This is a genomic window from Alteribacillus bidgolensis, assembly GCF_002886255.1.
Classification (GTDB): Bacteria; Bacillota; Bacilli; order Bacillales; family Marinococcaceae; genus Alteribacillus; species Alteribacillus bidgolensis.
On sequence record NZ_KZ614149.1, the window covers coordinates 808,205 to 830,997 of the forward strand.

Here is a 22,793-nt window from a genome sequence, read left to right on the forward strand (position 1 = left end):
GAGGTAAGTAAACATGAATCCAAGAATTGTGATTGCCGGCACGGGAAGCGGCGCGGGTAAAACGACGATTTCCATCGGTTTAATGGCAGCGTTAAAAAAACAAGGATTACGCGTCCAGGGATTTAAATGCGGTCCCGATTATATTGATCCAAGCTATCACACGGCTGTTACAAAAAGACCTTCTAGAAACCTGGACAGCTGGATGTTAGAAGAAGAATTGATGAAAAGTGTGTTCCAACAGGGCAGCCAAGAAGCGGATATTTCTATCATTGAAGGGGTTATGGGAATGTATGACGGCAAAAGTCCCGAATCCGATATTGGAAGCACGGCTGAAATCAGTAAAATGCTAAAAGCACCCATTATTCTCGTTATAAACATAGGAGCAATGGCGCGCAGTGCTGCTGCAATTGTGAAGGGATTCCAACTGTTATCTCCGGAAGTTAATATTGGCGGTGTCATTGTCAATCAAGCAGGAAGTGAAGGACATGCTAAGCTGTGTCAAAAAGCCATTGAAAAAGAATGCGGTATCCCGGTAGTGGGCTATTTAAAAAAAGGAGATGTGCCGGCGATTCCTGAGCGTCACCTAGGACTTATTCCAGCAATTGAACGCGGAGAATTGGATGATTTTTTTGAACAACTGGGAGAAACAATGAAAGCCCAGGTTGATCTTAAAATAATACAGGAAATAGCAGGACAAGCCCCTGAATGGACGGTAAAGCCTATAAAACAAGAGCAAGCAGACAAAAAGGTAAACATTGCGGTTGCTTATGATGAAGCGTTTAATTTTTATTATCCGGAAAACCTTGAGTTATTAGAAGAAAATGGGGCAGAATTATTGTATTTCAGCCCGCTGGCCGGTGAACTTGTACCTGAAAACAGTCATGCTCTGTATATTGGCGGCGGCTTTCCTGAAGAATTCGCAAAACAACTGGCAGAACAAGAAGACGTGAAACATTCCATCCGAAAAGCTATAAAAAGTGGACTGCCTGTATACGCTGAATGCGGCGGCTACATGTATTTAACAGAAGAACTCATTACAACAGATGGAACCAGCTACCAAATGCTCGGACTTATCCCAGCCGTAGTTACAATGAAAAATAAGTTGGCCGCTTTAGGATATCGTGAAATTACTGCATTAGAAAATACAACTATTTTAAAAGCTGGTGATACAGCAAAAGGCCATGAATTTCATTATTCCGTTTCTGAGGAGAAAGACGATTGGAATGATGCTTATCAAGTAAAAGCTCTTAGAAAATCCGGTCAAGAAGGTTTTGTGAAAAACAACATTACAGCAGGTTACACCCACATTCACTTTGGATCTAATACTTCTATTGCTAACCGTTTTGTTGAGCAAGCTGCAGAATGGAAAGGTGTCCGGGAGAAAGTTAAATGAGAAAAGGATGCGTTTTTTTAACAGGAGCTGGGCCAGGTGATCCTAAGCTGCTCACGTTAAGAGCCGTTGAAACTCTTCGTATCTCTGATGTTGTGGTATATGACAGGTTAGTAAACCAAGAAATATTACTAGAAGTAAAATATGGTGCAGAAAAGATATATTGCGGGAAACTGCCGAAAAACCACACGCTTCGCCAAGACCAGATCAATCACATTTTAAGTGAAAAAGCGTTAGAAGGAAAAGTGGTTACCCGGTTAAAAGGCGGAGATCCTTTTGTTTTTGGCCGCGGCGGGGAAGAAGCCGTTCATTTAGCGTCGTTAGATATTCCTTTTGAAGTTATTCCTGGTATCACCTCTGGTATTGCGGCACCTGCCTATGCTGGTATTCCAGTTACACATCGTGCTTTTGGCGGGACATTAGCTATTGTAACTGGACATTTGCCAAATGAACAAGACAAAGAGCAATGGAGAGCTTTAGCAAAGGGGATAGATACAGTTGTATTTTATATGGGTATGAATCAGCTTGAGTCAATCACTTCTAGATTAATAGACAGCGGGCAATCTCCTGATACTCCAGCAGCTGCTATTGAGTGGGGAACGACAAGCAGGCAGCGTACTGTAACGGCTGCACTTACGTCACTTCCCTCTGAAGCAAGGAAAGCCGAGATCAGCAATCCGGCTATTATTATTGTAGGCGAAGTAGTACAGCTTCGTGATAACATGCGCTGGTTTATTGGAGAAGCGGATATGGCTTCAGAATTATCTGCATTTACACACAATGAAACATAAATACCTAGCACCTATCCCTTTTTTATTTGCCGGATTATCTGCATTGTTGTTTTTATCTGTTCTTGCTTCTTTGATGCTTGGTTCGGCCTCTGTTCCGGCCAATGATGTGCTTGGTGTGTTATGGAAGGCAGCAGCAGGTTATAGCCCAGCTGATATGACTACTTATGATCATATTGTATGGAGCTTACGTATCCCAAGAACGATATTAGCCCTTACGGTTGGAGCAGGTCTTGCTATTGTGGGAGTCGCCATTCAAGCACTCGTTAAAAATCCGCTTGCCGACCCTTACATACTAGGTGTATCTTCTGGTGCTTCTGTTGGGGCAACGCTCGTCATATTAGCGGGGGCCTTTTCTTTTTTTGGAACGTATGCTGTTTCCGGAGCTGCCTTTTTAGGAGCTTTATTAACAGTGGTAGCGGTTTATATACTTGCTCAAAGCCGTTTTAGAATTTCTGTATCGAGGCTGCTTTTATCTGGAGTGGCTGTTTCGATGATGCTGAGCGCCTTAACGAGTTTTCTCGTTATGATGAATCCGCGGGAAGAAGGTATACAAACGGCACTTTACTGGATGCTTGGCAGCTTAGCCGGAGCAGCTTTTGATCAGTTATGGCTCCCTGTAGCAGTAGTGGCTTTAGGTTACTGCTTTTTTCATCAATCGTTTCGCTCCTTAAATGTACTTATCACAGATGATGCAACGGCGCAGTCTTTAGGATTAAACATAGAATCATTTAAAGCAGTAATTATTATCATTACTGCGTTAATTACAGGCGTACTGGTAGCGTTCAGCGGTGCGATTGGTTTTGTTGGCTTAATGATCCCTCATATGGCACGAATCATTGTTGGTGCAGATCATCGTGTACTGCTCCCAGCCAGTACTATGCTTGGTGCCGTATTTATGATATTAGCAGATATAGCTGCTAGAATGTTAGTGGCACCAGAAGAGCTTCCGATAGGTATTGTTACAGCTATTTGCGGAGGGCCGTTCTTTATATGGCTTTTGCGCAGAAGTAATTACATAGTCTAGGAGGAAAAAGACTTGAAGAAAATGATCGTTATACTCTCCTTATTGTTTCTGGCCGCGTGTCAAGTCGAGAGTAAAGAGACGACAGCAAGTAATAGTGAACAAATAAAAGTAGAAAACCAAGACGAGGAAATCATACTAGAAAACGCTCCCGAACGTGCTATTTCTCTCAATCAGCACGTTACAGAAATAATGCTTGCCCTTGGATTAGAAGATCGTATGGTTGGAACTGCTTATTTAGATGACGCTATTCACCCCGATTTAAAAGACGCGTATGAAAAAGTACCTGTTCTTGCGGAGCAATATCCATCTCAAGAAAATATACTTGCAGCGAAACCGGATTTTATTTATGGCGGCTGGGAAAGCGCTTTTCAAAATGAAGCAGCAGGCAGCAGAGAGGAACTCGAGAAATTTGGGATTGCATCTTATCTTCATGAGTCTTCCAATATAAAAAATCCGCAGCTCGAAGACGTTTTTCAGGATATTAAAAATATAGGTAAAATTTTTCGAGAAGAAGAAGCAGCCGAAACCTTAACCAGTGAAATTCAATCTAAAGTTCAAGAAATACAGCAAAATATCCCAAAACAGGAAGTAACAAAAAAAGTATTTGTATATGACAGTGGAGATTCTGCTCCATTGACAGCCGGGCAGAATTTTTTAAACACCCTCATTGAAATCGGAGGAGCCGAAAATATCTTTGGTAATTTAAATAAAGGGTGGGCAACGGTCAGCTGGGAAGAGGTAGCTGAAGCTGCTCCTGATGAAATAATTATTATAGATTACGGGGACACAAGTGTTGAGGACAAAAAAACGTTTCTTAAAAATCATTCCGTCATGAAAGAGCTGAAAGCAGTGAAAGAGGAACAATTTACCATTATTCCGTTGTCTGAAGCTTCCGAAGGCATTCGAGCACCTGAAGCATTGGAAAAAATAGTTGATGGCATATATTAACTTTAGCTGTCGTTACGTTCCATTCCATAATACTGAAAGAGCAGGATGTTCTTTATTAACTTATCTTGTGTAACGTAATTAAAATAATTTAACCCCTTTTATAATATATATAAGGAGAGACTATTGTTGGAGTTCATTTCATTTGCAATGTTAGCGGGTTTTATTGGAATGAAACACGGTATAGATGGCGACCATGTGGCCGCTATTGCAGATATGGTCGGGGCAGAGAAAAAACGACAAAAACAAGTATCATTAGGGCTTATGTATGCGATAGGCCACGGTTTTATTGTAGTTATTTATTGGTTTAGCCACTATCTTTTTTGGTGCAAATCTTCTCCATGAAGCACAAACGTTTATCGAAATGCTGGTTAGTTTTACGCTTGTCCTATTAGGAGGACTGATTTTATATTCTGTTTTCCAGCAGAAAAAGCATAACGTTATCTCCGATAAACGCGGGGATTGCAGGGGCCTATATTATATGTGTGATTCATGGAATTGGAGTGGAAAGTCCAACACAATTAGCTATTATCACGAACGCAGCAGGGGTTCATAATATGACGGCTGCTCTGCTTCAACTCACCTTATTTGTCATCGGTCTTCTCATTTCTACGATTCTAATTACGATTCTTCTCTCCTGGGGTTTTTTGAAAGCCTCCATTAAGAAAAAAGTATATATTATTTTCGGTTCTGTGACAGGAATATATAGCATTAGCCTGGGGGCTTGGATGGCCGTCGAATTGTTTTAAAAGTATTTGAGGAGTGAAACAATGAAATTTTTTTCAGAGGAAGAAAAACAAGCTGTTTATAAAGCTGTTTTTAATAGAAGAGATGTACGCAGTTTTCGTAATGATCCTGTCCCCTCAGAAATAATTGATCGATTATTAAACGCTGCCCATCACGCGCCATCGGTCGGGTTTATGCAGCCTTGGAATTTTATTGTCATAACAGCGGCTGAAAAAAAGGATCTATTAGCATGGGCTGCTGAGAAAGAAAGAAAAGCTCTGGCCATCCATTATGAAGGGGAAAAAGAGACGAAATTTCTTCGTTTAAAAGTAGAAGGGATAAAAGAAGCTCCTTTAACAATCTGTGTTACGTGTGATCCAACACAAGGGGGAGCACATGTGTTAGGAAGGAATTCCATACCGGAAACGGATATGCTATCGACAGCTTGTGCTATTCAAAATATGTGGTTAGCTTCGTATGCCGAAGGATTGGCTATGGGATGGGTCAGTTTTTATAAGAAAAATGATGTACGTAATATTTTGAAAATACCTCCGCACATTGACCCCATTGCCCTCCTATCTATAGGGTATACGGATCACTATCCAGAAAAGCCTATTTTGGAATCCGCAAATTGGGAGAAAAGACAGTCATTACAGGATCGGATATTTTATAATGAATGGAAAAATTAATTTAACAATAGGGAGAACCATGTGCTAGAAAAATTCGCACATGGTTCTCTTTGGATAGTTAAGAAGAAAAGCTCTTATTGGTAATTAAGTTTAATTTTATTAAAAGATTAAAGTATAAGCAAAACGGCTTTTGCTACAAGGACTCAGCGGTAAGCCGAGTTTTTTTAATATGGTGTCAAATCGAGTTTTTCTAAAAAGGAATTATTATGTTTTTGTTGAAATTAGATTAAGGGTGTGATCAAGAGGCTTGATTAGCTGCATGGCTGAATAAATTAACCATAAATAGGACGGCACCGACAACAATCATAATCGAGCCGATAAACGTAAAAAGAATAAGGGAGCGGTATTTGTAAGTATCATAACAAAAAGGGTTCCTTGCATAATAGGAAGCCTTAGATTATGCAGCCAAAAATGGATGTTTGCTAATTTAGTTTGACTTGCGTTTGGATATATAGTAAATGATTCCAAAAAGCGACATAGAAACCCATCCTAATAAATTGATATGGGCGTGAACTGAGGTGAACTGAAATTGTTGAACGATTCCCATATACAGGCCCATACAAATACCAATGACAAAGTACACAACCGCAATGTTTAAAAACCGTGAAGTCATTTGAATAATCAGCTGCCTTTCTTTATTAGTATTTAATCCTATATTTGTTTCTGGTAATGACTAAATAATGAAAAATGATGAAAAGTTTTTAAGGAGGTAAATGATGAAAGCAGTCGTACATGAACATCAAACTGGAATGGACGGTCTTCATTATCGAAGCATGGAACAAATGGAACCTAAAGAAGGGGAGGTAAAAGTAAAACTGAAAACTGCCGGCTTAAATCACCGGGATTTATTTCTGCTTGAGCGGCATAAACCAACCGATCCTCCTATTATTCTGGGTTCTGATGGAGCAGGAATTGTCGAAATAGCAGGTCAAGGAGTAGAGAATGTAAAAATTGGCGATGAAGTAATCATTAATCCATCTATTGGATGGCAATATAATAGTGAGGCGCCGCCTGAGGGGTTTAACGTTCTTGGGTATCCGGAACACGGTACTTTTGCGGAATTTATTATTATTTCTGCTGATAACGTAGAGTCAAAACCTGAGTATTTATCGTGGGAAGAGGCAGGGGTATTGTCATTGGCTGCATTAACTGCTTATCGGGCATTATTTACAAGAGGCCATTTGCGTGCTGGTACCACTGTTCTCATCCCAGGTATTGGAAGCGGAGTGGCAACTTTTTTATTACAATTTGCAAAGGCTGCTGGAGCAACAGTTTACGTGACTTCTCGTTCAAAAGATAAATGCGAAAATGCCCTTGAACTTGGTGCAGATAAAGCTATTGACAGCAATGAAGATTGGAATAAGCAATTAAATAATGAAAAAATGGATCTCGTCATTGAATGTGTAGGTGCAGCAACATTTAACAAATCTCTTGATCAAGTTCGACGTGGCGGTACCGTTGTCACGTTTGGAGCGTCTGCCGGTGATAGAGTAGAAATCGATATCCGGAAATTTTTTTATGGCCAGTACAATTTACTGGGAACTACAATGGGAAGCACTGAAGAATATAGAGAAATGCTGAAGTTTATACAAAAACACCACATAAAACCAGTGCTTGATCAAATATATCCCATTGAACAGTTTAAGGAAGGTTTTTATCGAATGGAAAAAGGGGCTCAGCTCGGAAAGATAGGTTTTCATATAAATACTTAGCTAGTTGCGTAAGTTGGGTGTTTGCATACAGTATCGTTGAAAGTATTTTACAGGAGATTAGAACGTGCATGATTATTTGAAAACCTTTTTATAAATGATTCCGGTGAAGAGGAGCAGCAGACACCCAGCAAATGTATGATACGTGTCAACAATACCTATTGTATATGGTTCAACTTCAAACTATGGAAAATCAGTTTTTTGGTCATCTGTAACAGCATGGATCTGGATTTGGTTCTTGTTATGTTTTCCCGCGCAGGTGTCGAAGATTCAGACGGTTCAGGTTCCCGTTTTTGACACTAAGATATATTGGTTCTCCCTTCTTCTATTGACATGTAATTGAGAAGGGAAAAAAGGCTGGCATAAGGGTTGGCAACCCTTCTACTTTTTAAAACTTCGTCGAAAAAAAATTTCTGCAGAAACAATTTTCTACAATATTTTAATTCATTTTCATGTATGATAGGCTATGTGAATTCATAACAGCTAAGAATCTTTTCCAATAAAAACATACGTATTAAAAAACATAGAGGAGATGGAAACAATTTTTAGGGAAATGGTCTTGCTGAGTCAAATAACGTTGAAAAAAAAGGAAATGCATAGGAAAGCGGATCTTTACGGACTTACTGATCCTAGAACAGTAGATTCGAGCCAGGAGTTAGATATTTTACTTAATGAATACCAAAGGATACAGACAAAATCAAAAAAAGTTTGTTCAATATTATTAAAGAATTTTAAGGGATTTGGAACACTCGGCTTGCGGCCATTTAAAGGAAACCGCCTGTAAACCCGTGTCCTGCGGCAACGGAGGGATTAGTCCATCCCTTGTACTGTTGAGCAACTTATTCTATAGCCTTAACAGTGTCAAAAAGAACACTGCTTTCCTTTTGGGGAAGGCAGTGTTTTCTCATGAAATGAAAAGAACAAATCACGCATATTAATGTATCCTTTTTCATGAAATTAAATAATAAATATTTTAAGGGGGAAGGGATATTGTACTTTGTCCCAACTTATAATGAATATCTGTGGCACGATTGCAGCAAACGTATAATGACAGTCAATGGTGCAGGAAGCATTTTAACGGAACCAAACATAGCTAAAGTGCAGTTAGGAGTGGTGACTCAAGGCAGAGAACTTAGAGTCGCACAGCAGGAGAATGCCGTAATAATGAATCAGGTGGTCACTTCTTTGGTCGAAGCAGGAATCTATGAAGAAAACATTCAGACTGTTGATTTTTTCATTACACCTCAATATGATTATGTGGACGGAAAACAGGAATTTAGAGAATTTCAGGTAACTCACATGATTGCCGTCACGATAGATAACCTAAATCAAACTGGAAACATCATAGATACGGCTGTAGAAAACGGTGCTAACCGAGTATCAGATATTCATTTTTCGTTAGAAAATGCTCAACCTTACTACCTGCAATCTCTTCGATTTGCTTTAGACGATGCCTCCGCAAAAGCCCAAACGACAGCTGAAACGATGCAGCTTCGTCTTGATCCTGCTCCGGTTGATATTAAAGAGCAATTTACTTCTCCTAATGTAAGGGATTCACCTCAAACGCTTGCATTACCTGCAGTGTCAATTGAACCCGGACAGTTAACCATTACTGCACAAGTAGAAGTTCAATTTCAGTTTTATTCTTAACTATTATAGTACTTGATATATCTTCAATATCTTCACATAAAAAGACGTAATCATAAAGCATATGAGATAAGTGAGAAAAGTAAAGAAAATGTTCCATTCCCCGTAATAGTGAATCCTGTCCAATAAAACACCTAAATATTCAATGCACGTTGTAACGAATGCAAAAACCATTAGCAGTAAATTACTGTTCATTAGCTGTTTTACTTTAAAATAAGAAAAAAGATAGCAAATAAAGGGAAAATAACCAAAATTAAACGGAAGCACAGCTAAGGAAGGGTTGTCATGAAACGGTGCTACTAACCAATAGTATTGATATCCCCAGTCATTTGCTGCAAATGCAATGGAAATACCTAATGGATACAAGAAGATGATAACTTTGGGATACTTTTTATATAAGAAGAAAGATAAGATCAATGGAATAATAAATCCTGCTACTATATTTAAAAACATTCCTTAACCTCCAGCTTCTCCTTGATTAACTTTTCCAATTAATGATTTTTTGATTGATTCTTTGCGATCTTAAGCAAGTATTCTTATAAGAATGAATAGTAGATTTTTCGTCTGGCTATCATCTCATTAGAGGTGATTTTTATATGGCTGTAAATATTATATTTGGATTTATTATCCCCTGGATATGCGGCATTTTATTTTTCAAAGATGATAAAAATATATTAAAAAAAGTGGTCCCATTTGTGAGTTTTCTTTCTGTTTTGATAAATGTAGCAGGCAATAAATATTGGCTTGTCATGCCGCGAGTAAAAAAATGGCAGTTTATCACTACTTTTCCACAAAATTTCGGTTACTTTCCCATTTTAGGATGTATCTTTATTTACACGCTATATAAAAAATATACATTTACTGACATATGGGTTATCTTATTTGCTATTCTTTCTACAGCTGTGGAATATGTAATGGTTGTTATACGGAAAGTAGAATATAGGAAAGGTTGGACGATTATTCATACGTTTTTTATTTATGCTATGTCTTTATGGCTGTTAAAAAACTATTATAATTGGATGGAAAATGATAGTACTGTAAGTAATGGTTCCTAAAACGTAACCTGTCTAACCCCTTACAAACGAGGGCTCTTTAAGACAAGCAGCTCAGTTTTTCAAAAGTATTAGGATACCTTTCCGATAGGTAGGGAAAAATGGTGGTAAGGGGGGAAGAAGTGTTGTTATTTATTTTTGATTTAATGAAAAACGTAGTAAAAGCAAGAAAGCTTACGATTTTCTTTATTACCATTCTTTTTATAGCGCTAAGTTCTTTCTTTATTTCATATTTAGAGCCGGGTGTATTTACTTCACCTTTTCTTGGTTTCTGGTGGGTAATGACCACCATGACAACTACTGGTTATGGGGATTTGGTCCCTAAAACAATGGCTGGAAAGTTATTTGCGGTATTTTTATATATTTTTGGGGTAGGTTTAATAGGTGTAGTGATCGGAAAAATAGTGGAAAGTTTTGGGATATACAGAAAACTAAAGGAGGAGGGGAAATTGAGTTACAAAGGAAAAAACCATTATGTGATTGTTGGGTGGACGGAAAAAAGTCAAAATACAATTAAAGAGCTGCAGCTTGCTGACCCTGACGTTAATATCGTAGTCATTGATTCAGCGCCAAAAGCGCCATTTACGCCATCTGCACGTTTGTTTTATATAAATGGAGATATAACCGATATAAATACTTATGAAAAAGCAAACCTAACATATGCAAAAGCAGTGCTTGTATATTCTCCTCATGGAATGATCGATGAAACCACTGCTGATGGAATGACTTTACTCATTACAAGTTCTATAAAAAGTTTTATGAGACAAAACAATAAAAATGTTTATACGCTTGTAGAAATAAAAAAAGAAAACCATATAGCCAATTTTAAGCATTTAGAAGTAGATGAGTTTGTGCTGGCGGGTGAAGCGTTATCTGATTTAATGGCAAGGTCCGCTATGTTCAAAGGATCGAGTACTTTATTTATGAAGCTGTTAAGCAGGAAATATGATGTCAGCTTATGGAACGTACCTAAAAGAGAAAGCTGGGTAACATACCAGGATGCTTTTGAGGACTTAAAGAAAAAAGGAGCTCATTTAATAGCTGATAAAGATAACTTCAATATCATTAAACACTTAGATGAAACGTTGCCAATGGATTCGAAACTGTTTATTATTTGTGAAGAACAAGTCTACAAAAAGGTAATGGATTCCATGAACGAAGGTTAGTTCTTGAGCAGGAAATCTCAAGAACTTTCATTGTGAAAAATTTCATAGGTGAACAATCATCTTCTCTCTTCTAACATATTGTGACAACTTCACATAGAGTTGAGGGAGGAGTTCTAATGAATACAATGATGCCGTTTCTTGAAGAGATGTTATCCCTTTATGGTATGGTTGTTATTGGATATATAGCAGGAAAAAAGGCCGTCTTAAACGCACATGCGGACCACATCTTACCCAATTAGTATTATTTATCACACTGCCTGCGTTAATACTGTTTTCTATGGATATTTCCTTTTCAAAAGCCTTAGTCCTAGACATGAATATTCTAGTTTGTTTATCTGTTTATATTTTATTTCTTGCTGGTGTGATAGGCAGTTTATGAGAAAGCGTTATGCATTATCTGCAGACCGGGAAAATGTTTTGGAAGGACTTATTATATTTATGAACCAAGGTTTTCTTGGTTATGCTGCCGCTTATATATTGTTTAATGAAGTTGGTATTGTGTATGCAACCATGTTTTAATGTCATATATTTAATATTATCTGTTCGTCCGTTCTAAGAATACAATATCGATTGGAAAAAAGTGTTTATTAATCCAGGTATTATGGCTGTAATGGGCGGGATGGTGATATTTTTTGCTTCTTTAAGCTGGCCTCAGCCTGTTTCAAGTTTATTAGAAATAGGCAAAATGACTATTCCTTTATCGATGATTCTGCTTGGAAGTTTACTCAAAAATGTCACCAGTAACGAAATATTAATTTTTACATGAAAAACAAGCTAATGTGGCAAGTGGCAGCCATCAAGCTTATTATTATACCGTTGTTGTTTGTTCCGGTAATCTATTTTTCCCTATCTCTTATCCTCTAATGAGCATAGCTGTGCTGATTGTTGGTATGCCATCAGCTCCAACCATTTCGATATATGCGAAAAAATATGGAGGAGACACACAATTTGCTTCTACGGTAGTATTTTTTACTACAACTGCGGCCATCCCGCTTTTATTTTTTTGTATGAAATTAATCTATTGATTAGACACTTTGATCAACAATCCTGTAAAGTACGAGGAAGATAACTTAATAAGACTTGATGCAACGATAGGGTGAAAATAATGGCAAAAAAAATAACACTTAAAGTAAAAAACAAGTTTATAAACAAATATAAAAATGGTTACCCATTATTGTTGAGAGAAGCCATTTTAAACGCAGAACAGTTAAAAAAAGAAGGAATGCTTCTACGATTAGCGGACGAAAACAACCGCTTCCTCGGAAAAGGTTATTACGGCAGGCAAAATAAAGGATATGGCTGGATACTGACTCAAAATGAAAACGAATCAATAAATCAGAATTTTTTCGATAATAAAATAAGTAAAGCATTAAATAAACGTCGTTCTTTTTTTCAGGATAAAACAACGACTGCTTTTCGTGTGTTTAATGGAGAAGGTGACGGCATAGGCGGATTAACTATTGATTATTATGACGGCTATTACGTTATTACATGGTACAGTCAGGGTATCTATGCGTTTCAGGATTACGTCCTTCGCTCATTACAGGATGTGACGGCCTTTAAAGGAATTTATCAGAAAAAGAGGTTTAATACTGGTGGTAAATATGTTGAAGAAGATGACTTTGTTACAGGCGTAAGAGGAGAGTTTCCTATTATTGTAAAGGAAAATGGCGTTCATGTGGCAGTAAATGTAAATGAAGGTCCGATGACGGGGATATTTTTAGATCAAAGAAATGTAAGAAAAGCGATCCGAGATAAATTTGCAAAAGGGAAAAGAGTTCTTAATACTTTTTCCTATACTGGTGCTTTCTCTGTGTTTGCTGCACTTGGCGGAGCAGAAAAAACAACCAGTGTAGATTTGGCAAATCGAAGCCTGCCAAAAACGATAGAACAATTCAGTGTAAATGGATTAGATTATGAAGCACATGACATCAAAGTGATGGACGTTTTTAAATATTTTAACTATGCTTTTAAAAAAGGAATTACTTTTGACATGATTATTCTAGACCCGCCAAGCTTTGCCCGTTCAAAAAAGCACACATTCAGCGCAGCCAAGGATTATAAAGATCTGTTAAAACAAGCTATTAACATAACAGAAGATAATGGGGTTATTGCAGCGTCGACGAATTACAGCGGTTTTGGTATGGATAAATTTAAATCGTTCATTAAGCAGGCTTTTAAGGAGACAGGAAAGAAGTATAAAGTGCTAGAGGAACATGATTTACCAGAAGATTTTCAAACGATCACAGCATATCCAGAAGGGAACTACTTAAAAGTTGTATTTATAAAAAAATATAGTAAATGAAAGGAAGTTATTGAAGTGACTGCACTCACCGAATTGACAACAATGGAAGATTGGGAACATATTTTGGAAAAATCTAATGAGCAGGCAGTGATGATTATTAAACATAGTACTGCCTGCCCGATAAGTGCTGATGCATGGGAGGAAGTACAGGCTGGCGTTGAAGAAATGAGCGAATCAGAAGCAGAGTTTGTATTTGTTAAGGTTATTGAATCCAGGCCTGTCTCCCAGAAAATTGCAGATGATATAGAAATTAAACACGAATCTCCTCAAGCTATTCTTGTGAAAAACAAAAAGGCTGTGTGGGACACTTCACACAGCGATATTACAAAACAAGCGATTCAGAGTGCTGTTCGCAGTTAGTATCCAGAATCTTCGTCTGTAGCGTTTTCTAGCATGGTATGGTCTTCTCGCTGCAAAGGCTTTTCAGCTGGACCTTCTATGACTTCTCCTGTATAGGAAAATCTTGAACCATGGCAAGGGCAGTCCCATGTCCTGTCGCCATGGTTCCACTCAACTTCACAGCCAACGTGGGTGCAGGTGGTATCAACGATATGAACCTGCCCTTCTTTATCCTTATAAGCTCCTTTGCGTTTACCATCTATCGTTACAACAGCCCCTTGGTCAACAGCCAAATCATTCGTATTTTTATAAGGAATATCTAGTTTTCCTTTCACTAAATGTTTTGCAACATCTACGTTTTCCATAAAAAATTTCTTTAAACTTGGATCAGCGTAAAAACGGGAAGGTGAATAAAGGGTGGTATACGGGTTTTCTTTATTCAGCACGATATCGGTTAACAATTGTGCAGCCGCTGTCCCATTTGTCATTCCCCACTTACGATACCCTGTGGCGATTAAAACTCGGTGCTGTGTCGAGGTGATTGTTCCTATATATGGAATTTTATCCAGTGTTGTTAAATCCTGGGTAGACCAGCGATAGACAATGTTTTCTAGACTGAAAACTTCATTTCCAAACGATTCTAACGCTTCATAATGTTCTAGAGTATCTTTACCTTGACCGGTTTTATGGCTCTCCCCGCCAATCAAAACTATTTCTTCACCGTTAATGGATGCAGACCGCAAAGAGCGTGTTGGCTGGTCAACGCTTAAATACATACCTCCTGGGTACGCATCTTTCGTCTTAATACCTAAAATATACGAGCGGTCAGCATACATTCTCGTGGAGTAAAAACCCGTTCCTTCATAAAAAGGAAAGTGGGTACAAGCAAGTATATGACTGCCTGTAATTCGGCGGCCGTTTCTCGTCAAAACTGTCGCTTCTTGGCTGTCTGCTTCCACGTTTACTGCAGTGGTCTGTTCAAAAATGAGACTGCCAGCATCTGTAATAACTTTTAAAAGGTGAGCTAAATATTTTAGAGGGTGAAACTGCGCCTGGTTTGGCATAGATAAGGCATTATTTACACGAATATTAAATGGAATGCTTTCGTTCAGGCTGCCGTCTATAGTTAGTTTTTGATAAGCTTCCCATTCTTTTTCCAGTTTTTGCGCATATTGATTGGTAGTAGCATATAAATACGCATCTTGTTTTTTAAAATCACATTCGATTTTCTGTTCATTAACGGTTTGTTCAATAAATTGAAGGGCTTCTGTGTTTGCTTCATAATACATTCTAGCCTTACTTTGCCCCATATGCTGGATGATTTCATCGTAAATAAGTCCATGTTGAGCTGTAATTTTGGCTGTTGTGTGCCCAGTCGTCCCATTTAATACGTGATCAGCTTCGATTAACGCAACTTTTACTCCTTCTTTTACTAATCGATACGCAGCCGTAATGCCGGTAATCCCTCCGCCTACTATGACTACATCTGCTTTTACGTCGTCATGCAATGCATCAAATGTTGGCAAATCGGCTGTATCCCGCCAATAAGGTTCTGGGAATTGCGGTAATTTTTCAGTCATTGGAGTCACTCCATTTCTTAAACGTAAGAAGTATAACAAGTGTTTACATTTTATATAAATTCTATAACCCTCATTGATAGAAGGGATGGTAAAAAATGAATGTTTATAAAACCGTTGCTGCTCAAATTGTCGACATATTAAAAAGAGAAGCGGTTGATCGGGTTTTTTCCGTTCCAGGGGAAAGCTTTCTTGATGTAATGAATGAAATATATCTTGAGGAGGCTGTTGATTTTGTTTCCTGTCGTCATGAAGGCGGGGCTTCCTTTATGGCGGAAGCGTATGGAAAACTAACCGGCAGGCCAGGAGTGGTAATGGCTACAAGAGGAGTGGGGGGCTCTAATCTTTCTATCGGTGTGCATACTGCGCATCAGGATTCTACTCCGATGGTCGTGTTTTTAGGGCAGGTGGACCGGAAATTTCGCGGTCGTGAGGGTTTTCAGGAAATTGAGCTTGATCGGATGTTTTCTCATGTCGCAAAGTGGACATATGAACTAACTGATCCAAATCGGGCCAATGAAATGATCAGCAGAGCTTTTCGGATCGCTCAGTCTGGACGTCCTGGTCCGGTTGTTGTGTCGCTGCCTGCCGACGTTTTAGAAGAAGAAAGTATTTATTATCCACAGGCTCCTTATACACCTTCTCGACCTGCAGCTAACCAAGAAGAAATAAAAAAAGCTCTTCATCTGCTAAAACAATCAAAACGTCCTTTAATCATTGCTGGCGGAGGGGTACTTCGTTCAAAGGCTGAAAAAGAACTTTTAGCTTTTGTGCAATCATCAAACATTCCTATCATAGCTTCTTTTCGCAGGCATGATATATTCCCGAATAATCACCGGTTATATGCGGGACACACTGGCTTAGGAACCTTCCCGGAAATTTTAAATACAATGAGACAGGCAGACACCGTACTTGCCATAGGAACGCGCCTTTCTGAAATAACGACGCAAAGCTATTCCATATTTCAAGAGAATATAACTCTCATTCATATAGATATAGACCCGGATACATTGGGAAAAGTTTATCCTCCACAGGCAGGTATTGTGGCTGACGCCTCGCAAGCATTGACTGCTTTATTAGAAAATAAAATAAAACCAAACCAGGAATGGGAAAAGTGGGCTATAGAATGCAGGCAGGTTTATGATAAAGCAACTGCTATTACGGAACATCCAAATAGTGAAACAGTAGATATAGCCCAAATTATCCAAAGTCTGCAGGAAGTTCTTTCGGATGATGCTGTTATTACAAATGATGCAGGAAACTTTGCGGCTTGGCTTCATAATTATTACAGCTTTAATGAACCAAAAACATATGCAGGGCCGACATCAGGAGCAATGGGATACGGTCTTCCGGCAGGTATAGCTGCAAAAATGGTTTTTCCTGAAAAAACGGTCGTTTCTTTGTCTGGAGACGGCGGCTTTATGATGACCGTTCAGGAACTCGAAACCGCTGTTCGTCATAAAGTACCGATCATAGCAGTTGTTTTTAACAACAGTATGTATGGAACGATTCGTATGCATCAGGAGAAAGTATTTCCTCACCATGTCATAGGTACAAGTTTAAATGAAATTAATTTTAGTAAATTAGCAGAAGCAATGGGCGTGTATGGGCAGCGTATTAATCATCACAGATCATTTAAAGAAGCCCTGCAAAAAACAATCCAGCACGAAGCTCCTGCTCTTATTGAAGTAATGTGTCATCCGGATAATATCTCTGTTTTGTCCAATCTATCCGATATTCATAAATCTAATAAATGAATACCATCCCTATTTAAGGGGATGATGGTTCGTTGGTTTTTTAGACCTAGGAAGTTGGTCCATATAGACACGTTTAATCGTTAGATTTATTGATGCTTCTCCGGTATCAAATCATACTAGATTTAAATATTGACTTAAGCTTTTTTGTTTTCTGGAAGAATCAGAAACAGTAAAATTATTATAAACACTGCTAGTAACCCGGACGTTTTGCATTACGTGAGGTGTTTCAATGGAAACTATTTTTATTATTGTCGTTATTGGCTTCCTTATGTATATACCAGTTATAGGACCGTACTTTTCTCTTTTTAATACGCTTGTTCATGAAAGTGGACATGCAGTGACTGCGTTATTAACCGGAGGGGAAGTGAAATCAATCTCTCTTTTTAGCAGCACAGAAGGGGTTGCAGCAACTCATCATCACCGGCCTGGCCTCATTTTGACATCACTTTCTGGCTATCCATTTGCATCAATACTCTCTGTTCTTTTTATTTACATGGTTGAAAAAGAATGGTATCTAGGTGCTGGTATCAGTTTATTGGTTTTGCTCGGGTATAACTTGATCTTTTGGGTAAGAAATTTATTTGGCATCTTTTGGATTCTTTCGATATTAACCGGTACATATCTTTTATGGTACCAGAGTTATGTGGATGCCTTAGAGTACCTGATCATCGGTATTAGTTTAGTATTATGGATTCAAGCATTTTTTAGCTGCTGGCATATTTTTTTAATTAGTTTAAAAACTCCAAAACACGCCGGTGATGCATCGGTTTTGGCTCGCTTAACATTTATTCCTGCCCAGCTATGGGGGTTTTTATTTTTACTGCAAGGAACACTGTTGTTTATGATAGGGTGTGGAATATGGTTTGACGTTGATCTTTTATCGAATTGGAGAGAGGTGATTCAACTGTGGTAAATAAGCGCAAAGGGATTATAAGACATGAGGCATTATATCCATTATCGCATCATCATCACCGCGCTCTTTTTGTTGCGATGAATTTAAAACGGGCGGGCACAGAAAAATCTCGGTATTCTTTAGAAGAAACGATAGAAGATGCAGCATCTTTTTGGGATCCATGTGGAATTAAACATTTTCGTGATGAGGAAGAAGTACTGCTGCCAGCTTTTTCTCAATATGCTTCTATTAAGCGTAATGAAATCAAGGAAATGCTGATAGAACATGTAGAAATTCGTGCATTGTTTGATCTTTTATTAAAAAAAGAAGACGCTTCAGCTGCTTTATTAAATCAGTTAGGTGTAAAACTGGAAGCGCATGTAAGAAACGAAGAAAGAGTTATTTTTCCAATGATAGAACAAGCATTGCCAGAGGAAAAATTACAGCAGTTATCTTCTTACTTTCATGGCCGCCGTGAAAAGTAAACAGAGGATCCGATATACTGTTTTTAAACGGTCAAAACCGTACGAATAACAAGAAATATCTTAGTTCAATGAGGAAAACTAGAGCCTGAATCCTAATTCATGTTTGGATAATCACAGTATTCGATAATTGTTCCTTCTGTGTCGGCAGGATTCAAGTAAATTAACCGTCTGCCATGTTTATTAATACGCAATGTTTCTTCCATGACACGTATCTTTTTCATTTCCAGATCTTTAATAGCATTATCTAAATTATCTACACGATAGGCAATATGATGAACGCCTTTTCCTTTTTGCTTTATAAAGCGGGCAATAGGGGAAGTGGTGTTATTTGTTGGCAGGAGTAATTCTATTCGGTTGCCGCTTACTTCCATAATAGCCACTTCACTTTCTACCCCTTTATCCTCACTTCTATAACGATCCAGTAATACTCCGCTTAAGACATTTTTGTAGAAATTTATGCTTTCTTCTAAGTCTCTTACAGCAATTCCAATGTGATCGAGTTCTTTTTTCATATATTTTCTCCTTGTTCCATAGTGGTTTCATTTTAACATAGGCTATTTTCATACGCAGAAAAAGGTTTACCGCGAATTACTAGAGAATATTTTTAATGAAAAGAAACTTATATGTATAGGGGGACTCTTATGAAAAAATGGACAGAAGAAACAGAAATAGATGCTCCGATAGAAGAAGTTTGGAAATTATTAGATGGCTCGTTAGACAACATGCAAAAAATTATGCCAAACGTCATGGAGCATGAACCGGTTAAAATTACAGATGAAGGGGTGGGGAGTGTTTACCGCCAAAAATATAAAGAAGGAAAACGTATAGAAGAGTATGAGGTGGAAACGGTAGAATATATGAACACACCAGAACATAAGAAACTTAAAATTGCTTTTGTACTTGCAAACATGTTTGATATTACGGCGAAGTATGAATTAAGAAAACTTTCGGATAATAAAACCGATTTTATTTATACAGCTACTAACCGTCCTTTAAAATGGTTTGCCAGCATCATTTTATTGTTCGCTGGAAAAAAGGTAACGGCACAGTTTGTGGAACGTGTAAAACATACAGCAGAAGCAGAATACAGCAAAACAGCGTTTAATGTTTAATGGGTGGTACTGTAATTGTTTCATCTTTTAAAGATATGTGTATATCTAACTGTTTCGTAATCGAAACGAAAAAAATATTTGAAATGTCGTCTATATCCTCTTCAGCTAGTTTAGTACGAAGCCACACTTCATCTACATTTAAGTGAGAAAGTACACTGGAATAAATTTCCCCTTCTATTATTACCGGGAAAGCAACCAAGGAATGTTTATTTATACCGATGTCTTCAGCGGTTACAGCATTTTTTTCCGGTTTTTTTAATACGCTTAGTGCACCGTTTGCCTCTATGACCGCAGTTTCAACTTCCTTCACATCAAACACGTCTTTTTCACGAAGCATTTGTAAAATATTATCAATGGAATACCTGATTTTTTTAATATTTTTAACGAGGAAGGTTCCGTTTTGGACAACTACTGTTGGTTCAAATGTAATCAGCCGTCCTGCTTTCCGGTTTGATATTTTCCATCTGGCCACGAGCCGCTGCAAAAGACCAATCGCTAAAATAGCAGCAGCGCTAGGAATGTGGTTAATACTTGGGTCAGCAATATCTGCTCCTACTATGGCTCCAAGTGTAATGATGATTAAAAAATCGAATATAGGAAGTTCTCCAATCGCACGCTTTCCCATGAAAATGGTAATCACTAATAATAAAGGTAAAATTGTAATGATTCTCCCGAGTACAAGTGCGATATCTTTCACGTTTTCTACCAATGTTTCCACCTCTTTGATAGTGACATATTTTACAGTTTTTCCAAAACTTTTAAGACGGATACAAAGCTAGTTTTTTGGTTTATACAATGACACCTTTAGGGAAAATATAGACATGATCTTGATTATTTTCATGAGGAGGAACGAAGGTGCATGAAATCAAATAACTCTATCCCTCAAGATAAAACATTAGATAATACACTGGCTTTGTTGCAGGAAGGGTTTCAATTTATTCCTAACAGACGTAAACAATTGGACTCTGATATTTTTCAAACCCGCTTGTTTGGGCAAAAGGTTATTTGTATGAGCGGAAAAGAGGCCGCTGAACTGTTTTATGATAATGAACGTTTTCAGCGAAAGGGTGCAGCACCAAAACGCATTCAAAAAACGTTATTTGGTGAAAATGCCATTCAAGGAATGGACGGGGAGGAGCATAAACATCGAAAGCGGATGTTTTTATCCCTTATGACACCGGAACGTCTGGACCATATGGTGGATTTGACGCTGAAGCAGTGGAAAGATAAAGTTACAGAATGGGAAAAAGCAATTGACGTTGTGTTATTTGATGAAACCGAAGAAATGATGTGCAAGGCAGCATGTGAATGGGCAGGTGTTCCAATAAGAGAAAAAGAAGTGAATCAAAGGAGCAAAGATTTAGGAGCAATGATAGATGCATTTGGAGGTGTTGGTCAGAGGTATCGACAAGGTAAACATGCACGTAAAAGAACAGAAAAATGGATAAAAGATATAATAAAAGAAATTCGATCTGGTAAATTAAATCCTCCGGAAAATACCGCTTCGTATATAATAGCATGGCATAGAGAACGAAATGGAAAGAAATTAAGCTCTCAAATGGCAGCAATAGAGCTAATTAACGTAATAAGACCGATTGCAGCTATTGGCAGGTATATAACCTTTGGGGCTTTAGCGCTGCATGAATATCCAGAAACTTACAAAAAACTACAAGAGGATAATGAAGAGTACAGCAAAATGTTTGTGCAGGAAGTTCGGCGGTTTTACCCGTTTGGACCTTTTACAGGTGCAAGGGTACGCAAACATTTCACCTGGAAACAGTGCCATTTTAAAAAAGGGATGTTAGTATTGTTAGATATTTACGGAACAAATCATCATCCAGACTTATGGGAAGACCCAGATGATTTTAAACCGGAGCGTTTTAAGAATTGGGAAGGCAGTCCTTTTCGGTTTATTCCGCAAGGCGGGGGAGACCATTACATAGGACATCGTTGTGCAGGAGAATGGCTTACTGTTATGGTAATGAAAGCAAGTATGAAATTTATAACAACAGAGATGGAATATGAAGTACCGCCTCAAGATTTAAATTATAGTATGGTTAGAATGCCTTCTATACCAAAAAGCCGTTTTGTTATAAGGAAGGTTAGACCAAAATAACGTAACATCGTTTAAAGTCGTTTAAAGTTAAGAGCATTAGCTGTTTTTGCAGAATGTATGCACCTGCTTGTTAAATATTTAATTACTTCTAAAAAGGTATAAAATATACCAATAATTAAGAGCTCGCACTAAATTTAATCAAATGGCAGGGATAAAAATGATTTGTGAATTACAAACAGATGCTTTTGAAAGGTGCAGACCATTGCTTAAACCAGATAGTCATGTAGAAGCAAAAGCAGTAGTAGAAGGGATTAACAGCGGGCGGATATTTGTTAATAATTCTTTATTACCTAAAGCTGGAATGGTTTGGCTTGGTAATAATGATGGTTTCTATTTCATTGGAAATGATAGTCACGCTGATTTCAATAATGAGATTGTGAAGTATGTTGAAGAAGTTATAAAGCCCGAAATGGCAGACAAAGAGCTCTTTTATTTTGAAATGATGGGAAACCATTCTGGATGGAATCCAACCATACAAAAACTGTTTTCACATCAGTCATTAACGAGCTGGACTCAACATGTTTTTATATTGAAACAGGATGATTATATTCCCAAAAAAGCTTCATTACTTCCTCCGTATAGAATCAAAAAAATTACAAAAGAATTTTATGAGGAGGAGCGTAACATAATAAATATTTCTTATTTAGATCGAAAAATACAAGAATCCTGGTTCTCAAAAGAGGATTTTTTTAATAAGGGGCTAGGGTATTGTATCGTCTTTGATGACGAAATAGTAGGTATCTGCCATACAAATTTCGCTGCAGATAAGAGGCAGTGTATTGCTATTGAGATTTCGGAGGCCCATCAAAACAAAGGACTTGCAAAAACAATAGGGCACTATTATGTACAGGATTGTTTGAGACGTGGTTTTCTTCCATATTGGGATTGTAAGGATACTAATAAATCTTCTCAAGCAGTGGCAGATCATTTAGGTTTTACCCATCAGTTTTCCTATCGAAGCTATGCTTTTTCATATGAAACAGAAGACACTTTAAATTAGAAAAACTTGGCTTACCGCCAAGACTTTATGGCCGATGCCACCGTTTTTCTTATACTTTGATTCTTTATGAA

At 37.9% G+C, this 22,793-nt stretch carries 26 protein-coding genes; 22 read left to right on the forward strand and 4 right to left on the reverse strand.

Features of this window, described 5'->3' with window-relative positions; all coding sequences use genetic code 11:
* Window positions 1-13: 13 nt before the first annotated feature.
* The 10 genes from CEF16_RS04170 (at window position 14) to CEF16_RS04220 (ending at window position 8,924) form a co-directional block, all read left to right on the forward strand.
* Window positions 14-1,393 (forward strand): cobyrinic acid a,c-diamide synthase CobB, encoded by a 1,380-nt coding sequence (locus CEF16_RS04170; RefSeq protein WP_091580051.1) that lies wholly within the window; start codon window positions 14-16, stop codon window positions 1,391-1,393.
* The gene (gene cobA / locus CEF16_RS04175) at window positions 1,390-2,181 is read left to right on the forward strand and encodes a uroporphyrinogen-III C-methyltransferase (protein WP_091580055.1); all 792 of its coding nucleotides are present in this window, start codon (window positions 1,390-1,392) and stop codon (window positions 2,179-2,181) included. Before CEF16_RS04170 ends, cobA begins: the two co-directional genes overlap by 4 nt.
* Window positions 2,171-3,205, forward strand: a complete 1,035-nt coding sequence (locus tag CEF16_RS04180; RefSeq protein ID WP_091580057.1) for a FecCD family ABC transporter permease — start codon at window positions 2,171-2,173, stop codon at window positions 3,203-3,205. Before cobA ends, CEF16_RS04180 begins: the two co-directional genes overlap by 11 nt.
* A gap of 159 nt (window positions 3,206-3,364) precedes the next feature.
* Window positions 3,365-4,153 carry an ABC transporter substrate-binding protein gene (locus tag CEF16_RS04185; RefSeq protein ID WP_425428014.1) on the forward strand — a complete coding sequence of 263 codons (789 nt, stop codon included), beginning with the start codon at window positions 3,365-3,367 and terminating at the stop codon, window positions 4,151-4,153.
* A gap of 126 nt (window positions 4,154-4,279) precedes the next feature.
* Window positions 4,280-4,495, forward strand: coding sequence for a hypothetical protein (locus CEF16_RS24250; protein ID WP_102776555.1), 216 nt, complete (start codon window positions 4,280-4,282; stop codon window positions 4,493-4,495).
* 140 nt (window positions 4,496-4,635) lie between these two features.
* Window positions 4,636-4,899, forward strand: a complete 264-nt coding sequence (locus CEF16_RS24255) for a hypothetical protein (RefSeq protein ID WP_102776556.1) — start codon at window positions 4,636-4,638, stop codon at window positions 4,897-4,899.
* A gap of 21 nt (window positions 4,900-4,920) precedes the next feature.
* A complete protein-coding gene (bluB, locus tag CEF16_RS04200) occupies window positions 4,921-5,565 on the forward strand; it encodes a 5,6-dimethylbenzimidazole synthase (RefSeq protein ID WP_091580060.1) in 645 nt (214 codons plus the stop codon).
* Window positions 5,566-6,281: 716 nt separating this feature from the next.
* Window positions 6,282-7,277 (forward strand): zinc-binding dehydrogenase, encoded by a 996-nt coding sequence (locus CEF16_RS04210; protein WP_091580063.1) that lies wholly within the window; start codon window positions 6,282-6,284, stop codon window positions 7,275-7,277.
* Between the two features lie 550 nt (window positions 7,278-7,827).
* A complete protein-coding gene (locus CEF16_RS04215; RefSeq protein WP_281259207.1) occupies window positions 7,828-8,058 on the forward strand; it encodes a Spo0E family sporulation regulatory protein-aspartic acid phosphatase in 231 nt (76 codons plus the stop codon).
* Window positions 8,059-8,264: 206 nt separating this feature from the next.
* The gene (locus CEF16_RS04220) at window positions 8,265-8,924 is read left to right on the forward strand and encodes an SIMPL domain-containing protein (RefSeq protein ID WP_170031568.1); all 660 of its coding nucleotides are present in this window, start codon (window positions 8,265-8,267) and stop codon (window positions 8,922-8,924) included.
* A 3-nt stretch (window positions 8,925-8,927) separates the two neighbouring features.
* Here the strand turns inward: CEF16_RS04220 and CEF16_RS04225 are convergent, their stop codons facing one another.
* A complete protein-coding gene (locus CEF16_RS04225; protein WP_091580071.1) occupies window positions 8,928-9,374 on the reverse strand; it encodes a hypothetical protein in 447 nt (148 codons plus the stop codon).
* A gap of 143 nt (window positions 9,375-9,517) precedes the next feature.
* Here CEF16_RS04225 and CEF16_RS04230 point away from each other — a divergent pair, with 143 nt between their 5' ends.
* The 6 genes from CEF16_RS04230 (at window position 9,518) to ytxJ (ending at window position 13,804) form a co-directional block, all read left to right on the forward strand.
* On the forward strand, window positions 9,518-9,976 hold the full coding sequence (locus CEF16_RS04230) for a hypothetical protein (RefSeq protein ID WP_091580073.1): 459 nt from the start codon (window positions 9,518-9,520) through the stop codon (window positions 9,974-9,976).
* Between the two features lie 119 nt (window positions 9,977-10,095).
* The gene (locus tag CEF16_RS04235; RefSeq protein WP_170031571.1) at window positions 10,096-11,139 is read left to right on the forward strand and encodes an ion channel; all 1,044 of its coding nucleotides are present in this window, start codon (window positions 10,096-10,098) and stop codon (window positions 11,137-11,139) included.
* A gap of 116 nt (window positions 11,140-11,255) precedes the next feature.
* Window positions 11,256-11,378 carry a hypothetical protein gene (locus CEF16_RS24740; RefSeq protein WP_281259144.1) on the forward strand — a complete coding sequence of 41 codons (123 nt, stop codon included), beginning with the start codon at window positions 11,256-11,258 and terminating at the stop codon, window positions 11,376-11,378.
* A gap of 136 nt (window positions 11,379-11,514) precedes the next feature.
* Window positions 11,515-11,658, forward strand: a complete 144-nt coding sequence (locus tag CEF16_RS23570; RefSeq protein WP_170031574.1) for a hypothetical protein — start codon at window positions 11,515-11,517, stop codon at window positions 11,656-11,658.
* A 586-nt stretch (window positions 11,659-12,244) separates the two neighbouring features.
* Complete coding sequence (locus CEF16_RS04245; protein WP_091580081.1) at window positions 12,245-13,444, forward strand: class I SAM-dependent rRNA methyltransferase; 1,200 nt, start codon at window positions 12,245-12,247, stop codon at window positions 13,442-13,444.
* A gap of 15 nt (window positions 13,445-13,459) precedes the next feature.
* Window positions 13,460-13,804, forward strand: a complete 345-nt coding sequence (gene ytxJ / locus CEF16_RS04250; protein ID WP_245917759.1) for a bacillithiol system redox-active protein YtxJ — start codon at window positions 13,460-13,462, stop codon at window positions 13,802-13,804.
* Here ytxJ and CEF16_RS04255 read toward each other — a convergent pair.
* On the reverse strand, window positions 13,801-15,363 hold the full coding sequence (locus CEF16_RS04255) for an FAD-dependent oxidoreductase (RefSeq protein ID WP_091580084.1): 1,563 nt from the start codon (window positions 15,361-15,363) through the stop codon (window positions 13,801-13,803). The two genes, ytxJ and CEF16_RS04255, sit on opposite strands and share 4 nt — an antisense overlap.
* Window positions 15,364-15,458: 95 nt before the next feature.
* Between CEF16_RS04255 and CEF16_RS04260 the strand changes: the two genes are divergently transcribed.
* The 3 genes from CEF16_RS04260 (at window position 15,459) to CEF16_RS04270 (ending at window position 18,494) form a co-directional block, all read left to right on the forward strand.
* Window positions 15,459-17,117: a thiamine pyrophosphate-dependent enzyme gene (locus CEF16_RS04260; RefSeq protein WP_091580086.1), complete on the forward strand. Its 1,659-nt coding sequence runs from the start codon at window positions 15,459-15,461 to the stop codon at window positions 17,115-17,117.
* A 229-nt stretch (window positions 17,118-17,346) separates the two neighbouring features.
* Complete coding sequence (locus CEF16_RS04265; RefSeq protein WP_091580089.1) at window positions 17,347-18,030, forward strand: M50 family metallopeptidase; 684 nt, start codon at window positions 17,347-17,349, stop codon at window positions 18,028-18,030.
* A complete protein-coding gene (locus CEF16_RS04270; protein ID WP_245917760.1) occupies window positions 18,024-18,494 on the forward strand; it encodes a hemerythrin domain-containing protein in 471 nt (156 codons plus the stop codon). Before CEF16_RS04265 ends, CEF16_RS04270 begins: the two co-directional genes overlap by 7 nt.
* A gap of 92 nt (window positions 18,495-18,586) precedes the next feature.
* Here the strand turns inward: CEF16_RS04270 and CEF16_RS04275 are convergent, their stop codons facing one another.
* The gene (locus CEF16_RS04275) at window positions 18,587-19,006 is read right to left on the reverse strand and encodes a VOC family protein (protein WP_091580092.1); all 420 of its coding nucleotides are present in this window, start codon (window positions 19,004-19,006) and stop codon (window positions 18,587-18,589) included.
* 129 nt (window positions 19,007-19,135) lie between these two features.
* Here CEF16_RS04275 and CEF16_RS04280 point away from each other — a divergent pair, with 129 nt between their 5' ends.
* Entirely contained in the window at window positions 19,136-19,606 is a 471-nt protein-coding gene (locus tag CEF16_RS04280) for an SRPBCC family protein (RefSeq protein WP_091580094.1), read from the forward strand.
* Here CEF16_RS04280 and CEF16_RS04285 read toward each other — a convergent pair.
* Window positions 19,596-20,315, reverse strand: a complete 720-nt coding sequence (locus CEF16_RS04285; protein ID WP_091580097.1) for a DUF421 domain-containing protein — start codon at window positions 20,313-20,315, stop codon at window positions 19,596-19,598. The two genes, CEF16_RS04280 and CEF16_RS04285, sit on opposite strands and share 11 nt — an antisense overlap.
* 150 nt (window positions 20,316-20,465) lie before the next feature.
* On the opposite strand from CEF16_RS04285, the gene cypC reads away from it, so the two are divergent.
* Together cypC and CEF16_RS04295 are read left to right on the forward strand one after the other, a co-directional pair.
* The gene (cypC, locus tag CEF16_RS04290; protein WP_091580100.1) at window positions 20,466-21,722 is read left to right on the forward strand and encodes a CYP152 family fatty-acid peroxygenase CypC; all 1,257 of its coding nucleotides are present in this window, start codon (window positions 20,466-20,468) and stop codon (window positions 21,720-21,722) included.
* Window positions 21,723-21,879: 157 nt separating this feature from the next.
* Window positions 21,880-22,722, forward strand: coding sequence for a GNAT family N-acetyltransferase (locus tag CEF16_RS04295; protein ID WP_170031577.1), 843 nt, complete (start codon window positions 21,880-21,882; stop codon window positions 22,720-22,722).
* The last annotated feature ends 71 nt before the right edge of the window (window positions 22,723-22,793 follow it).